We start from the raw sequence: 15,027 nt of genomic DNA, 5'->3' as shown, positions 1-15,027 counted from the left end.
TGCGGTCTTAGACGCGAGCCTTGCGCACGCCTTGGGACAGCGCCGAACACAGACTCAACACGCCATCGATGGCCTGCTCAGGCGTATCGGCACTGGCGATGTGATCGATCAACGCCGAGCCCACCACCACACCGTCAGCCAGACGCGCGATCGCTGCGGCCTGCTCCGGTGTTCGGATACCGAAACCGATGCTGATCGGCAGGTCGGTATGCCGACGCAGACGTGCAACCGCCTCTTCCACATGCTCCAGAGTCGCTGCACCGGCACCGGTGACACCCGCGACGGACACGTAATAGACAAAACCGGAACTGCCGTTGAGCACGCGCGGCAGACGCGCGTCGTCAGTGGTCGGCGTGGTCAGGCGGATGAAATCCAGACCGGCAGCCTGCGCCGGGTCGCACAGTTCTTCGTTGTGCTCTGGCGGCATGTCGACCACGATCAGGCCGTCAACGCCAGCCTCTTTGGCTTCGGCGATGAAGCGCTCGACGCCGAATTTGTGGATCGGGTTGAAATAGCCCATCAACACCAGCGGCGTGTCGCTGTTGCCTTCACGGAACTCGCGAACCATTTGCAGGGTTTTCGCCAGATTCTGCTTGGCGCCCAGTGCGCGAATGTTGGCCAACTGGATCGCCGGGCCATCGGCCATCGGATCGGTGAACGGCATGCCCAGTTCGATCACATCGGCACCTGCGGCAGGCAGGCCTTTGAGGATTGCCAGCGAAGTGTCGTAGTCAGGATCACCGGCAGTGACAAAGGTCACCAGCGCCGCACGATTTTGTTGCTTGAGGTCGGCAAAGCGGGTTTGCAGGCGGCTCATCAGTGTTTCTCCTGCTGCGACTGTTGCATATGGTGCATCACGGTTTGCATGTCCTTGTCACCGCGGCCCGAGAGGTTGACCACCATCAGGTGATCCTTCGGCAGCTTCGGTGCGCGTTTGAACACTTCGGCCAGAGCGTGGGCGCTTTCCAGGGCAGGAATGATCCCTTCCAGACGGCAGCATTTGTGGAACGCTTCAAGGGCTTCGTCGTCGGTCACCGAGGTGTACTGGACGCGGCCGATGTCATGCAACCAGGCGTGTTCAGGGCCGATGCCCGGATAGTCGAGGCCGGCTGAAATCGAGTGGGCGTCGATGATCTGGCCATCGTCGTCCTGCAGCAGGAAAGTGCGGTTACCGTGCAGCACGCCCGGCACGCCGCCGTTCAGACTGGCCGCGTGCTTGCCGGTTTCGATGCCGTAACCGGCCGCTTCGACGCCAATGATTTCCACGCTCTTGTCGTCGAGGAACGGGTGGAACAGGCCCATGGCGTTGGAACCGCCACCGATGCACGCCACCAGGCTGTCCGGCAGACGACCTTCCTGGGCTTGCAGCTGATCACGGGTTTCCTTGCCGATGACGGCCTGGAAGTCGCGGACCATTGCTGGATACGGGTGTGGGCCGGCTACGGTGCCGATCAGGTAGAAGGTGTTGTCGACGTTGGTCACCCAGTCGCGCAGGGCTTCGTTCATCGCGTCTTTCAGGGTGCCGGTACCAGCGACAACCGGAATCACTTCAGCGCCGAGCAGTTTCATGCGGAAGACGTTGGCCTGCTGACGTTCGATGTCGGTGGTGCCCATGTAGATCACGCAGTCCAGACCGAAACGCGCAGCAACGGTGGCCGTAGCCACGCCGTGCATGCCGGCGCCAGTCTCGGCAATGATGCGCTTCTTGCCCATGCGCCGCGCCAGCAGAATCTGGCCGATGCAGTTGTTGATCTTGTGCGCGCCGGTGTGATTCAGCTCTTCACGCTTGAGGTAGATCTTGGCGCCGCCGCAGAATTCGGTCAGGCGCTCAGCGAAATACAGCGGGCTCGGGCGTCCGACGTAGTCGCGCTGGAAGTAGGCCAATTCTTCTTTGAAGGCCGGATCTTCCTTGGCCGCTTCGTACTCGCGAGCCAGGTCGAGGATCAACGGCATCAGGGTTTCCGCTACATAACGGCCACCGAACGCACCGAACAGGCCGTTGGCGTCGGGGCCGTTACGCAGATCGGAGGTGTGCGAAGTCTGGGTCATGGGTCGCTCCAGGTGGATTCGGTCAGAAGACAATGACGACCACTCTACCCCTGACTTTCCAGGCTGAAAACCGATAAGATCGCCTAAACCTGTCAGGAAAACTCACAGATACCATGAGCCATGACCTTCCCCCGCTGAATGCCTTGCGCGCCTTCGAGGCCACCGCCCGACTGAACAGTGTGAGTCAGGCTGCCGAACAGCTGCACGTCACCCACGGCGCGGTCAGCCGCCAGCTCAAGGTGCTTGAGGAACATCTCGGCGTGAGCCTGTTCATCAAGGACGGGCGCGGCTTGAAACTCACAGATGCCGGCGTGCGTCTACGCGATGCCAGCGGTGAAGCGTTCGATCGGCTGCGCAGTGTTTGCGCCGAACTCACACAAAGCACAGCGGATGCGCCATTCGTGCTGGGTTGTTCGGGGAGCCTGCTGGCGCGCTGGTTTATTCCCCGCCTGGGGCGGCTGAACGCTGATTTGCCGGATCTGCGTCTGCACCTGTCGGCCGGTGAAGGTGATCTCGATCCCCGGCGCCCGGGCCTTGATGCGTTATTGCTGTTCGCCGAACCACCGTGGCCGGCCGATATGCAGGTCTATGAACTGGCGGCGGAACGCATCGGCCCAGTGATGAGCCCATTGTTCAGTGGTTATCAGAACCTGCACGACGCTCCTGCCGCAGAATTGCTCGAGCAGCCCTTGCTGCACACCACCTCTCGCCCGCAAGCCTGGCCCAGTTGGGCGCAGCAAAACCACCTCGATCCCAAGGCGTTGAAGCTCGGGCAAGGTTTTGAGCATTTGTATTATTTGCTGGAGGCGGCTGTTGCAGGTCTCGGCGTGGCAATCGCTCCGGAGCCGCTGGTAATCGAAGATCTGAAGGCGGGTCGCCTGGTTGCGCCGTGGGGCTTTTGCGAAACCCCGGCGCAACTGGCGTTGTGGCTACCCAAGCGCGCCGCGGACGGGCGCGCCCGGCAACTGGCGCAGTGGCTCAAGAACGAGCTGCGCCAGACTGATCACTCGCCGCGCTTGAACAAAAAGTAGGCAGCGAGCAGACCGATGGCACCGACAGCCACGCCGGCTGTGGTCCATGGGTGTTCCTGCGCGTAGTCACGAGTGGCAATGCCGGTCTCGCGGGTTTTCACTTTGACTTCTTCGTACGCGTCGCTGAGCAGATGACGGGAATGTTTCAGCGCACTTTCAGCGTTGCTTTTCAGCGCCTTGAGGGTCTTGCGCGACTCGTCCGAAGCATCGTCTTTCAAGCTTTCCAACGATTTGAGCAGACTCTCGATCTCGGCTTCCATGCTTTGCAACGAGGCTTTACGTAAAGAGGTGTTGGCCATGGTGGCTCTCCTGCATTGGTGATGAGTGGCGTGTGTTGGTTGGGACTTCACCACTTCGAGAAAGTGCAGAAATTCTGAACTTCGGCAGCGCAGCGGCGCCGAAATCAACAGTGCAATTGCCTGCTAGTCTCAATTTCACACGCCATTCCAACCCAAGGAGATCGCCATGAGTGACCATCACACGTACAAGAAAGTCGAACTGGTCGGTTCGTCCACCACCAGCATCGAAGACGCCATCAACAATGCCTTGGCCGAGGCCAACAAGACCCTGCGCAATCTGGAATGGTTTGAAGTGACTGAAACCCGCGGCCACATCGAAAACGGCCAGGTAGCGCACTTTCAGGTCACGCTGAAAGTCGGCTTCAAGATTGCCGCCAGCTGAGTTTGAGCTAGTCTTCTGAACTTGCGCGCTGGCCGAGTGCCATAGGGAATGGCAAAGCGCTACAAGGTGAGCGCATCGGGTGGATGACTCGATGCCCGCCTCTTTCAATCCGACCAGGGAGTGCGACCGATGAAGAAGTTCATGTTGGCAGTAGGTTTGTTGAGCCTTGCGGGTGGTGCATTTGCAGCCGGCAAACCTTGTGAAGAGCTGAAAAGCGAAATCGCAGCGAAGCTCGACGCCAAGGGCGTTTCCGGTTATTCGCTGGAGGTTGTCGACAAGGGTGCAGCGGCTGATGGCGATGTCGTCGGCAGCTGCGAAGGCGGCAGCAAGGAAATCGTCTACAAGCGCGGTTGATTGCGCCTGAAATACAAAAGCCGACGTCGATGCGTCGGCTTTTTTATGCAGAACAGATTTCTTTGTAGGAGTGAGCCTGCTCGCGATCGCGGTGTGACAGTCACAAATGCTGTGACTGAAGAAATGCCATCGCGAGCAGGCTCACTCCTAAAAAAGTGCGCTTTATCCCTTCATGACTTGGGCCAGCAGCTCGTAGGAATGCACGCGATCCGCATGCTCGTACAGGTCAGAGGTGAAAATCAGCTCGTCCGCCTGGGTCTGCTCGATCAACACCTCAAGCCTGGCGCGGATCTTCTGCGGGCCGCCGACCATGGCGAGGCCGAGGAAATCGCCCACCGCTTCACGTTCATGGGGCAGCCACAGACCGTCCATGGTTTTCACTGGCGGACGCTGCACCAGGCTCTGGCCACGCATCAACGCAAGAATGCGCTGGTACACCGACGTCGCCAGGTAATCGGCTTGCTCATCGGTATCCGCTGCCACCAACGGCACGCCGAGCATTACGTACGGCTTGTCGAGCACCGCCGACGGCTTGAAGTGGTTACGGTAGATGCGAATCGCCTCGTGCATGAAGCGCGGCGCGAAGTGCGAGGCAAAGGCGTAAGGCAAGCCGCGCTCACCCGCCAATTGCGCGCTGAACAGGCTTGAACCGAGCAGCCAGATCGGCACGTTGGTGCCGGTGCCGGGCATGGCGATCACCCGTTGCTCAGGGGTGCGCGGGCCGAGGTAGCGCATCAGTTCGGCGACGTCTTCAGGGAAGTCGTCAGCGCTGCCCGAGCGCTCACGGCGCAAGGCGCGGGCGGTCATCTGGTCCGAGCCGGGCGCGCGGCCCAGACCCAGGTCGATGCGTCCCGGGTACAGGCTCTCGAGGGTGCCGAACTGCTCGGCAATCACCAGCGGCGCATGATTGGGCAGCATCACCCCGCCGGAACCGACACGGATCGTTGAAGTGCCACCAGCCAGATAGCCGAGCAACACCGAAGTGGCCGAACTGGCGATGCCGTCCATGTTGTGGTGTTCGGCGACCCAGAATCTTGTGTAGCCGAATTTCTCGGCATGCTGCGCCAGGTCCAGCGAGTTGTGCAGCGATTGCGCCGCGCTGCCGTTTTCGCGCACCGGCACCAGGTCGAGGGTGGAAAATTTAACGTCGGACAGTTTTTTCATGAACCTGCATCTCCGGGTGGGGAGGCAGGTTTTTCTTGCAAACGAAAACCTGCCAAATCCATAAGCGTGTTTTATGGAATGAGGGCATATACCCGAGATTCAATAGCAGCAACGAAATTTCCTACTAAAAAAGTCAACGATTCAGCCAGGCTGAACTTTGTTCTGCCGTCTATCCTCAGAAGCCTTGCTAGTAAAAACCGCGACGGCGCGGCGTTCCGCGCCACATTTGAGGAGGCAGACATGGCTATCGTGAAAAAGGCATCGGCGCATTGGGAAGGCGACCTGAAAACCGGTCTCGGCTCGATCTCCACCGAAACCGGCGTACTGCGCGACGCACCGTACGGCTTCAAGGCGCGCTTTGAAGGCGGCAAGGGCACCAATCCGGAAGAACTGATCGGCGCGGCCCACGCAGGATGCTTCTCCATGGCGTTTTCGATGATTCTCGGCGACGCCGGCCTGAAGGCAGACAGCATCGACACCAACGCTGAAGTTACTCTCGATCAGGTTGACGGCGGCTTCGCGATCACTGCGGTGAAGCTGATTCTCAAGGCGAAGATCCCGGGCGCAACTCAGCAACAGTTTGAGGAGTTGAGCAACAAGGCCAAGGAAGGTTGCCCGGTTTCCAAGGTGCTGAATGCGAAGATCACCCTTGAGGCTTCGCTGGTCAGCTGATTCGGCGTTTGCAGCGCTGACGCGTTCGCGAGCAGGCTCGCTTCCACAGGGGATTTGTGCACATCGCAGATCCGGTGTGGGAGCGAGCCTGCTCGCGAAGGCAATCTCGAAACCAGCTCAGCGGCCGGCAATTAATACAAGGTGTGAGCAAAGTCAGAACCCGCTCTGTAAAAATGTGGTCGAATAATCGACAGCAGCTTCAGCGCACACCCGTGCGCGCTGCCTCAAGGAGCTTCATCGATGAAACGTATTGGCTTGGCGATCCTTTGCAGTGCACTGGCCACGTCCGCTTTCGCAGCCCCCAAGGACTGCGAAGAGCTCAGAAAGGAAATCGAGATCAAGATCCAGGCGAAGGCCATTCCCTCATACACACTGGAAATCATCACGGCCGAAGAGGCGAAGCAGCACGACTCAGCCATGATCGTCGGTTCTTGCGAGAACGGCACCAAGCGCATCATCTATCAGAAAAACGACAGCTGAAGCGCTAGATGATGCAGTTGAACTCGCGGTCTTCAGCAACGATTTCGCGTTTGGCATTGTACAAACGTGCGCTCGGCGTGAATGCCAACGAACGTCCTTCCAGCAGATAACGCTGGCCGGCTTCGAAGTGGTCGTAGCGGATCGTCAGATAACACAAACGCTCGACCGGGCCGGTGAGCAGACTGCCACCGCCGCCAAACACTTCGAAGTCAAAACGCACCCGCAGCTCGTGGCTGCCGGGCGTCACCTGGAAGAAGCGCCCGTCGTTCAAGCGCTGGTTGTCGAGGCGCTCGGCCATCAGCAACTTGCCGCCGGGGCTTGGCGTTGAGAAGTCGACCCAGGCCATGTGCGGGTCAACCGGTGGCAATGGCGTCTGGCAACCGGCGACGAGACCGACAACGAACAACAGCAGCAAGGTACGCATGGTGGATATCCGCAGGTTTTAACAGCCAGCATAGCGCCGATCAACTGCTCTGACAGCCCGCCGGCGTACCCCGACCGACGACCTTGCGCTGTTCGTCATAAAGCTTGGCCCAAGGCCGGAAGCCGATGCTGCCCGCCTGCAACTGATAGCGCTGGCCGGCGTTGAAATCCTTGAATTTCACGCTCAACTGGCAATCGCGCCACAGCGGTTCGGCAGTCGGGCCGATGTTGGTGGCTTCGACCGGAAACTGATAGCGCACCTTCAGCTCATGGCTGCCGGGCTGCACTTCGAAATAACGTTTGTCGACAGCCTGTGTGGCATCGACTTGCACGGCTTGCAGTGCCGTGTCGTGTTGGCGGGCGTCGAGATCGATCCAGGCTTGCGAAGGGTCGGGGTCGGGCATTCCGAATCCGGCACAACCGGCCAGCGTCAGCAGGCCTCCTGTCAGCATCAACATGCGCATAGCGGTGCTCCTTGAGGCGGGATAGTCTTGGGGCAGACTTTCCGGGGAATTTCTTATTTTGATCAGGCCGTATTCCAGCCTTGGGTTACTTGATCGCGTTTTTCCGATTTTGTTTCCGGGTGTGTTGTTTTTGTTGCTCAACGGTTGCGCCAGCGTCAGCTATTACAGCCAGTTGGCCAGCGGACAATTGCAGTTGCTGCGCGCGCGGGAGCCGGTCGAGCAAGTCATTGCCGACCCAAGCCGCGATGCCAAATTGCGCGCGCATCTGGCTCAATCACAAAAGGCCCGCGCGTTCGCCAGCGAGCATCTGCACCTGCCGGACAACCAGAGCTATCGCCTGTACGCCGACCTTGGCCGGCCGTTCGTGGTGTGGAACGTGTTCGCCACCACAGAGTTTTCCCTCACGCCGCAGAATCACTGCTTCCCGATTGCCGGCTGCGTGGCCTATCGCGGCTACTACAGCCAGAGCGCCGCCCGTGGCGAAGCGGCGCTTCAGCGCTTGCAGGGCATGGACGTGTCGATCGGCGGGGTCGAGGCGTACTCGACGCTTGGCTGGTTCAATGACCCGATCCTCAATTCGATGATGGGCTGGGGCGATGAGCGGCTGGCCACGCTGATTTTTCATGAGCTGGCGCACCAGAAGTTCTATGTAAAGGACGACACCGAGTTCAACGAGTCATTTGCCACGTTTGTCGAGCAGGAAGGGACGCGGCAGTGGCGGGCGTTTCGCGGCTTGCCGGCGGAGTCGGATGCCAGGCTCAAGCAGCGTGACCAGTTCATCGAACTGGTACTCGCCACGCGCTCACGACTGGAGAAGCTGTATGCGCAGCCACTGTCGGTCGAGCAGATGCGAGAGCGCAAAGCGGCGGAGTTCGAGCGCTTGCGCCGGGAGTATCGGGTCATGCGCGACAGTCAGTGGGCCGGGGACAAGCGCTATGACGCCTGGGTCAACGCGCCGCTGAACAACGCGCGACTGTTGCCGTTCGGGCTGTATGACCAGTGGGTGCCGGCGTTCGCGGCCGTGTTCCGGCAGGTGGGTGGGGATTGGCCGAGGTTTTATGCCGAGGTTGAGCGGTTGGGACGATTGCCGGTTGATGAGCGCAAGGCGGCTTTGAGGGCCTTGGCCATTCCTGAGTCCTCCAGCGGCTGAACGGCTCTCATCGCTGGCAAGCCAGCTCCCACAGGGCAGCGGTGAGCCTGAAGATATCGCTAACCTGTGGGAGCTGGCTTGCCAGCGATAGCCATCTGATCAGCGCTGCAAAAACGCCTGATGCAACTCGTCCAAGGTTTCAAAGTGATAAGCCGGCGCCTCGGCATTCAACTCCTCGAAACTGCCAAACCCATAGCCCACCGCCGCTGCATCCAAGCCGTTGCTGCGGGCGCCGATCAGGTCATGCTTGCGATCGCCGATCATCAGGGTCTGCGCCGGGTCGAGGCGTTCTTCCTCAAGCAGGTGCGCAATCAGCTCAACCTTGTTGGTGCGCGTGCCGTCCAGTTCGCTGCCGTAGATCATTTTGAAATGCCGGGCGAAGTCGAAGTGCCGGGCGATCTCGCGGGCAAATACCCACGGCTTGGACGTCGCGATGTACAACTGCCGCCCCTGCCCGCTCAAGGTTTCCAGCAACGGCGTCACCCCGTCGAACACCCGATTCTCGTAGAGCCCGGTGACCTTGAAGCGCTCGCGATAGAAATTCACCGCTTCCCAGGCCTTGGCCTCGTCGAAATCGTAGAACTGCATGAACGCTTGCAGCAGCGGCGGACCGATGAAGTGTTCCAGTTTGCTCAGGTCCGGTTCGTCGATGCCGAGGTTGGCCAAGGCAAATTGAATTGAGCGGGTAATGCCCTCACGCGGGTCGGTCAGGGTGCCATCGAGGTCGAACAGTACGGTCTGGTAATGCATGGAAATTCCCGGGCAGGTGTAGGGCGATTCAGAGCTGGTCGTAGCCTTCGGCCAGATGCAGGTCCTTGAGCTTGACGTAATTCGCCGCGCTGTAAGTAAAGAAGGCGTTTTCCTTATCGGTCAGCGGGCGCACTTGCTTGACCGGGCTGCCGACGTACAGGAAGCCACTTTGCAGGCGCTTGCCCGGCGGCACCAGGCTGCCAGCGCCAATGATCACGTCGTCCTCGACCACGGCGCCGTCCATGACAATGCTGCCCATGCCGATCAACACGCGGCTGCCAACGGTGCAGCCGTGCAGCATGACCTTGTGGGCGATGGTCACGTCATCGCCGATCAGCAGTGGAAAACCGTCCGGGTTGAACGGGCCGGCGTGGGTGATGTGCAGTACGCAGCCATCCTGCACGCTGGTGCGCGCGCCGATGCGGATGCGGTGCATGTCGCCACGGATCACCGTCAGCGGCCAGACTGAGCTGTCTGCGCCAATTTCGACGTCGCCGATCACCACCGCCGAACCGTCGACGAATGCGCCGTTGCTCAGGCGGGGGGTGTGATTCTGGTATTTGCGAAGGGACACGATTAGTTCTCTCTCTGTCGCCGATAGCTGCGGTGAGTGTCGATTGTAATTAAGATGGGCGCATGTTTCTTCCAGCCAAGGTGCCAACCGTGAGCGTGAACAACCCTCTTTTGCAGTCCTACGACCTGCCGCCGTTCTCCACGATCCGTGCCGAACACGTCCTGCCCGCCATCGAAACCATCCTCGCGGACAACCGCGCCGCCATCGCCGACATTCTCAAGACCCAGGGCAAGGACCCGACCTGGGCCGGTCTGGTGCTGGCGATGGACGAACTCAACGATCGTCTCGGTGCGGCATGGAGCCCGGTCAGCCATCTTAACGCCGTGTGCAACAGCGCCGAACTGCGCGAAGCCTACGAGTCGTGCCTGCCGGCCCTGAGCGCCTACTCCACCGAAATGGGCCAGAACCGCGAACTGTTCCAGGCGTATGAAGCGCTGGCCAACAGTCCGGAAGCTGCCAATTTCGACGTCGCGCAAAAAACCATCCTGGAACACGCCCTGCGCGATTTCCGCCTGTCGGGTATCGACCTGCCGGAAGCCGAGCAGAAGCGTTACGCCGAAGTGCAGAGCAAATTGTCCGAGCTCGGCAGCCGCTTCTCCAACCAATTGCTCGACGCTACGCAGGCCTGGACCAAGCACATTACCGACGAAGCCGCCCTCGCCGGCCTGACCGATTCGGCCAAGGCGCAGATGGCTGCCGCCGCGCAGGCCAAAGGTCTGGATGGCTGGTTGATCACCCTGGAATTCCCCAGCTACTACGCGGTGATGACCTACGCGCAAGACCGTGCGCTGCGCGAAGAAGTCTACGCCGCCTACTGCACCCGCGCCTCGGATCAAGGCCCGAATGCCGGCCAGAACGACAACGGCCCGGTGATGGAAGAGATCCTCGACCTGCGTCAGGAACTGGCCCGACTGCTGGGTTTCGCCAGTTTCGCCGAGCTGAGCCTGGCGACGAAAATGGCCGAATCCAGCGATCAGGTACTGAGCTTCCTGCGTGATCTGGCCCAGCGCAGCAAGCCGTTCGCCGCGCAGGATCTGCAACAGCTGCGCGCTTACGCCGCCGAACAGGGCTGCGCCGATCTGCAAAGCTGGGACAGTGGTTTCTACGGCGAAAAACTCCGCGAGCAACGCTACAGCGTCGCTCAGGAAACCCTGCGCGCCTACTTCCCGATCGATAAAGTCCTCAGCGGCCTGTTCGCCATTGTCCAGCGTTTGTACGGCATCGAGATCGCCGAGCAGAAAGACTTCGACACCTGGCACCCGGACGTACGCCTGTTCGAGATCAAGGAAAACGGCCAGCACGTCGGCCGCTTCTTCTTCGACCTGTATGCCCGCGCCAACAAGCGTGGCGGCGCGTGGATGGACGGCGCCCGCGACCGTCGCCGCACCGTCGACGGCGTGCTGCAAAGCCCAGTCGCCAATCTGGTATGCAACTTCACCCCGGCCGACAGCGGCAAGCCTGCGCTGCTGACCCACGATGAAGTGACTACCCTGTTCCACGAGTTCGGCCACGGCCTGCATCACCTGCTGACCCGCGTCGAACACGCTGGCGTCTCCGGCATCAATGGCGTGGCCTGGGATGCGGTCGAACTGCCGAGCCAGTTCATGGAAAACTGGTGCTGGGAGCCGGAAGGCCTGGCACTGATCTCCGGCCACTACGAGACCGGCGAACCCCTGCCGCAGGACCTGCTGGAAAAAATGCTCGCGGCGAAGAACTTCCAGTCCGGCCTGATGATGGTGCGTCAGCTGGAGTTCTCGCTGTTCGACTTCGAACTGCACGCCACCCATGGCGATGGCCGTAGCGTGGCGCAAGTGCTCGAGGGCGTACGTGACGAGGTCTCGGTGATGCGTCCACCGGCCTACAACCGCTTTCCCAACAGCTTCGCGCACATCTTCGCCGGTGGTTACGCGGCCGGTTACTACAGCTACAAGTGGGCTGAAGTGTTGTCCGCCGATGCCTTCTCCAAGTTCGAAGAACACGGCGTGCTCAACGCTGAAACCGGTCGCGCCTTCCGCGAAGCGATTCTGGCGCGCGGCGGCTCGCAGGCACCGATGGTGCTGTTCGTCGACTTCCGTGGCCGTGAGCCGTCGATCGACGCGCTGTTGCGCCACAGCGGTCTGAGTGAGGACGCGGCAGCATGAGCGAAGGCCCTGTGATCACCAAGAAGCGCTTCATCGCCGGGGCAGTCTGCCCGGCGTGCAGCGAGCCGGACAAGTTGATGATGTGGAACGAGGACGGCGTGCCACACCGCGAATGCGTGGCCTGCGGTTACTCCGACACCCTCAACGAGCAGGGGTTGTCGGTGCCTAAAGAGCTGGGCACGCGGGTCAATACCAGCGCGCTCAAGCCTGCCGCCGACAAAACGGTCCAGGCCGTGCAGTTCTTCCCCAACCCCAAGTTGAAGAAAAAGCCCGACGAGCAGCAGTGACAATTACCGCCACCTGCCGATGACCATCGGCAGGTGGCGGTAACTATCTACCACCGCGCCCCTGCGCTTCCTGATTAGGCTGGTCAATCCAGCCCTCTCTCACGGAAGACGCCATGCCTGACATCAATCCTCTCCTGCAACACTGGCAGTTGCCGCCCTGGTCGGCGGTACGCGCCGAGCATTTGTTGCCGGCTGTCGAGTACATCGTTGCCGACAACCTGCTGATTATCGATAACGTCATCGCCAATCAGGTCGATCATCCCAACTGGGACGACGTGGTAATTGCCATTGATGAAGCCGACGCGCGCCTGGCGGAAACCATGGCGATCATCGAGTTCCTGACGGTGATCCACTCCGACGATGCCGACTGGTTACTGCAGAGCACACTGAGCAGCAATGCCGCAGCACGATTCAGCGCGACGAGGAGCAGTCATCGGGGGTTGCTCGAAACCTATCAGCGGTTGGCAAAGAGCTCGATTGCCGCCAGCTTCAGTGATTCGCGCAAAACCTCGCTGGCGAAAATCCTGCGCAGATTTCGTCTGGCCGGCACTGAGTTGCCAGCAGCGCAGCGAGCACAGCTGGCGCAGTTGAACGAGGACATCGACCTGCAGGAAAAGCGCTTTCTGGCCAACCTCGCCGCAGCCAACGCCGCCTGGTACAAACACATCGATGATCAGACTGTGCTGGAAGGGCTGACGCCCGATGTGCAAGCGCATCTGGCTGCCAACGCCAAACAGGCTGGGCTTTCCGGCTGGCGGCTTACGCTGAATCAGCACACTTTCGAACAGATCATGACCCACGCGCAGAACCGCGCATTGCGAGAGGAGTATTTCAAGGCTTACTACACCCGTGCCTCGGATCAGGGGCCCACGGCCAGGCGCTTCGACAATGAGCCTGTACTGGCGAGGCTGTTGATCTCGCGGCATGCGAAGGCAAAGTTGCTGGGCTTCGACAATTTCGCCCAATTGCGCCTGCACAACCGCATGGCCACGCATACCGATCAGGTCAGCCGTTTCCTGCATCAACAGATCGCGCTCAATGCCGCGCAACTGGCGCGTGACACCGCAGAACTGCGAGTCTTCGCCCGCCAGTGGGGCATCGCGCAGGTGCAGGCGTGGGATCAGGACTTCCTCGCGGAACAGCTGCGCCTGCAGCAACTGGACGGGGCACTTCATGACCTTCGCGAGTATTTCCCGCTCAATGCCACTCTGCGCAGCCTGTGCCGGTTCGGCGAGCATCTGTTCGGCATCACCCTTGTTGAGGACCCGCAGGGCGAACGCCTCGATGATCAGGTTCGATTATTCGAGGTCAGTGAGCATGGGCAGCCGATCGGCTATATCTACATCGACCCATTCCATCGTGACACTGGCAGCGATTACGCCTGGACCGGTGTGCTGCGCAATCGGCGCATCACCGCCGAAGGCCGGCCGGTACTGCCGATCGCCTCGCTGCAAAGTAATTTCACCGCTGCCGCTGCCGGCCACCCCGATCTGCTTTCTCACCAGGACCTGCGCGTGCTTCTGCACGAGTTCGGGCATTGCCTGCATCACGTGCTGACGCGCTCGCCTCATTACAACCTGTCAGGCATATCGCAATTGAGCCGCGACGCGGCCGAATTTACCGGTCAACTGTTCGAACACTGGGCGCGGTCAGGGGAATTCCTGCGCTGGCTGGGCACGCATCACGAAACCGGCGAGCGTCTTGGCGAAGCGCAGATCAACCGTGCACTGCTTGCTCTCGGCGCTCAGCGCAGTCGAGACACGGCAATGCTGCTGATGAGCGCACTGCTGGACTTCGAGCTGCACCGCAGTCAGGGCGACGGGCGCAGCGTTCAGCAGGTATTCGATGAGGTTCAAGGCGTGTTCCCTCATTTGCAACTGCCGGCAGAATGCCGCTTCGCCAACAGCTGCGACTATCTTGCGACCGGTTACGAAGCTTCGTTGTATGCCTACAAGTGGTCAGGCGTGCTGGCGAGCGAGGCATTCAAACGCTTCGAACGCGAAGGCATGTTCAACGAGCAGACCGGCCGCGATCTGCGTGAAACGCTGCTTTCGGCTGACATGAAATCGCTGCCCGAAGCGCTGCACGCTTTTCTCGGCCAGCCGATCAACCCTGAGCTCTTCGCGGCGCTGCCAGACTGAGCCGATCAACGCTGGACGTGCGCCGAGTCGAACCAACTCTTCATCGAGCACATGGCGAATGCACTGGTGCTGCATTCGCCATTGACCAGCGCCTCGTGCAATCGGTCAACGTCGACTTGCATCACGTAACGCACGCTGTCGTGAAAATGCTGGCTGTCACCAAAACCGCCCTCGGTCATTTCCTTGAGCGCCTGCTCTTTGCTCCAGCCCTGCACTACCACGCGGTACATCGCCGCCATCAGTCCGGTGCGGTCAGAACCGTGCTTGCAGTGCATCAGCACCGGGCCATCAGCTTCAGCGGACTGAATCGCGCGCAGGGCCTTGAGCACATCACTGTCGTCGACATGATTGGTGCGATACGGCAACTGCACCTGCTTGACCCCGGGCGTGGACAGCCAGTCACTATCGGTTTCAGGCAGGAAGTTGATCACTGTGACGACATGCAGACTGTTCAGCAACGGCACCGCGCCACGACTCGGCAGGGCACTGCGATACAGGGTCGGCGACATGCGGAACAGGTTGAACTGCGCCTCGACCGGCTGCGCCCAATCGGCCGGGCGGGGCGATATTGCGTCGGCCGCCCGGGCGGCCATGCCATGCAACAGCGCGACAAGCGAAAAACACAAAGCGGGGAAAAAGCGCACTCGAGACATGCTGGGCTGACCG

At 60.6% G+C, this 15,027-nt stretch carries 18 protein-coding genes; 9 read left to right on the top strand and 9 right to left on the bottom strand.

Annotated features, from left to right (window positions below; genetic code table 11):
* Positions 1-7 precede the first annotated feature (7 nt).
* Positions 8-817, bottom strand: coding sequence for a tryptophan synthase subunit alpha (gene trpA / locus ACZZZ4_RS09510; RefSeq protein WP_024015029.1), 810 nt, complete (start codon positions 815-817; stop codon positions 8-10).
* On the bottom strand, positions 817-2,049 hold the full coding sequence (gene trpB / locus ACZZZ4_RS09505; protein WP_039757076.1) for a tryptophan synthase subunit beta: 1,233 nt from the start codon (positions 2,047-2,049) through the stop codon (positions 817-819). The genes trpA and trpB overlap by 1 nt, the downstream gene beginning before the upstream one ends.
* 113 nt (positions 2,050-2,162) lie before the next feature.
* On the opposite strand from trpB, the gene ACZZZ4_RS09500 reads away from it, so the two are divergent.
* Positions 2,163-3,080: a LysR family transcriptional regulator gene (locus tag ACZZZ4_RS09500; RefSeq protein ID WP_463547703.1), complete on the top strand. Its 918-nt coding sequence runs from the start codon at positions 2,163-2,165 to the stop codon at positions 3,078-3,080.
* On the opposite strand, the gene ACZZZ4_RS09495 is transcribed toward ACZZZ4_RS09500, so the two are convergent.
* The gene (locus tag ACZZZ4_RS09495) at positions 3,053-3,379 is read right to left on the bottom strand and encodes an ElaB/YgaM/YqjD family protein (RefSeq protein WP_039757078.1); all 327 of its coding nucleotides are present in this window, start codon (positions 3,377-3,379) and stop codon (positions 3,053-3,055) included. The two genes, ACZZZ4_RS09500 and ACZZZ4_RS09495, sit on opposite strands and share 28 nt — an antisense overlap.
* Positions 3,380-3,545: 166 nt before the next feature.
* Between ACZZZ4_RS09495 and ACZZZ4_RS09490 the strand changes: the two genes are divergently transcribed.
* Both ACZZZ4_RS09490 and ACZZZ4_RS09485 read left to right on the top strand, forming a co-directional pair.
* The gene (locus ACZZZ4_RS09490; RefSeq protein ID WP_016772305.1) at positions 3,546-3,761 is read left to right on the top strand and encodes a dodecin; all 216 of its coding nucleotides are present in this window, start codon (positions 3,546-3,548) and stop codon (positions 3,759-3,761) included.
* 129 nt (positions 3,762-3,890) lie between these two features.
* The gene (locus ACZZZ4_RS09485) at positions 3,891-4,115 is read left to right on the top strand and encodes a DUF1161 domain-containing protein (RefSeq protein WP_016772306.1); all 225 of its coding nucleotides are present in this window, start codon (positions 3,891-3,893) and stop codon (positions 4,113-4,115) included.
* Between the two features lie 162 nt (positions 4,116-4,277).
* Here ACZZZ4_RS09485 and ACZZZ4_RS09480 read toward each other — a convergent pair whose 3' ends face one another.
* Complete coding sequence (locus ACZZZ4_RS09480; protein WP_415760925.1) at positions 4,278-5,279, bottom strand: LLM class flavin-dependent oxidoreductase; 1,002 nt, start codon at positions 5,277-5,279, stop codon at positions 4,278-4,280.
* Positions 5,280-5,519: 240 nt separating this feature from the next.
* On the opposite strand from ACZZZ4_RS09480, the gene ACZZZ4_RS09475 reads away from it, so the two are divergent.
* On the top strand, positions 5,520-5,951 hold the full coding sequence (locus tag ACZZZ4_RS09475; RefSeq protein WP_463547702.1) for an OsmC family protein: 432 nt from the start codon (positions 5,520-5,522) through the stop codon (positions 5,949-5,951).
* Between the two features lie 240 nt (positions 5,952-6,191).
* Entirely contained in the window at positions 6,192-6,431 is a 240-nt protein-coding gene (locus tag ACZZZ4_RS09470) for a DUF1161 domain-containing protein (RefSeq protein ID WP_125917048.1), read from the top strand.
* A gap of 4 nt (positions 6,432-6,435) precedes the next feature.
* Here the strand turns inward: ACZZZ4_RS09470 and ACZZZ4_RS09465 are convergent, their stop codons facing one another.
* Positions 6,436-6,855, bottom strand: coding sequence for a PA0061/PA0062 family lipoprotein (locus ACZZZ4_RS09465; RefSeq protein WP_310409597.1), 420 nt, complete (start codon positions 6,853-6,855; stop codon positions 6,436-6,438).
* Between the two features lie 40 nt (positions 6,856-6,895).
* The gene (locus ACZZZ4_RS09460) at positions 6,896-7,318 is read right to left on the bottom strand and encodes a PA0061/PA0062 family lipoprotein (protein WP_415760926.1); all 423 of its coding nucleotides are present in this window, start codon (positions 7,316-7,318) and stop codon (positions 6,896-6,898) included.
* Between the two features lie 58 nt (positions 7,319-7,376).
* On the opposite strand from ACZZZ4_RS09460, the gene ACZZZ4_RS09455 reads away from it, so the two are divergent.
* A complete protein-coding gene (locus tag ACZZZ4_RS09455) occupies positions 7,377-8,468 on the top strand; it encodes an aminopeptidase (protein ID WP_463547701.1) in 1,092 nt (363 codons plus the stop codon).
* Positions 8,469-8,567: 99 nt separating this feature from the next.
* Here ACZZZ4_RS09455 and ACZZZ4_RS09450 read toward each other — a convergent pair whose 3' ends face one another.
* Together ACZZZ4_RS09450 and ACZZZ4_RS09445 are read right to left on the bottom strand one after the other, a co-directional pair.
* Positions 8,568-9,218 carry an HAD family hydrolase gene (locus tag ACZZZ4_RS09450; RefSeq protein WP_463547700.1) on the bottom strand — a complete coding sequence of 217 codons (651 nt, stop codon included), beginning with the start codon at positions 9,216-9,218 and terminating at the stop codon, positions 8,568-8,570.
* 28 nt (positions 9,219-9,246) lie between these two features.
* Entirely contained in the window at positions 9,247-9,792 is a 546-nt protein-coding gene (locus tag ACZZZ4_RS09445; protein WP_016772314.1) for a gamma carbonic anhydrase family protein, read from the bottom strand.
* A gap of 89 nt (positions 9,793-9,881) precedes the next feature.
* Between ACZZZ4_RS09445 and prlC the strand changes: the two genes are divergently transcribed.
* From prlC to ACZZZ4_RS09430, 3 genes are all read left to right on the top strand, one after another.
* On the top strand, positions 9,882-11,933 hold the full coding sequence (gene prlC / locus ACZZZ4_RS09440; protein WP_463547699.1) for an oligopeptidase A: 2,052 nt from the start codon (positions 9,882-9,884) through the stop codon (positions 11,931-11,933).
* Positions 11,930-12,220 (top strand): YheV family putative zinc ribbon protein, encoded by a 291-nt coding sequence (locus tag ACZZZ4_RS09435; RefSeq protein WP_039757098.1) that lies wholly within the window; start codon positions 11,930-11,932, stop codon positions 12,218-12,220. The genes prlC and ACZZZ4_RS09435 overlap by 4 nt, the downstream gene beginning before the upstream one ends.
* Positions 12,221-12,333: 113 nt before the next feature.
* The gene (locus ACZZZ4_RS09430; RefSeq protein WP_463547698.1) at positions 12,334-14,361 is read left to right on the top strand and encodes a M3 family metallopeptidase; all 2,028 of its coding nucleotides are present in this window, start codon (positions 12,334-12,336) and stop codon (positions 14,359-14,361) included.
* A 5-nt stretch (positions 14,362-14,366) separates the two neighbouring features.
* Here the strand turns inward: ACZZZ4_RS09430 and ACZZZ4_RS09425 are convergent, their stop codons facing one another.
* Positions 14,367-15,014 carry a phosphatase domain-containing protein gene (locus ACZZZ4_RS09425; protein ID WP_039757100.1) on the bottom strand — a complete coding sequence of 216 codons (648 nt, stop codon included), beginning with the start codon at positions 15,012-15,014 and terminating at the stop codon, positions 14,367-14,369.
* Positions 15,015-15,027: the final 13 nt, after the last annotated feature.

This window comes from Pseudomonas sp. AC252 (assembly GCF_979258105.1).
The sequence above is the reverse complement of the archived record's forward strand: the minus strand, read 5'-3'. Positions and strand labels throughout refer to the sequence as shown.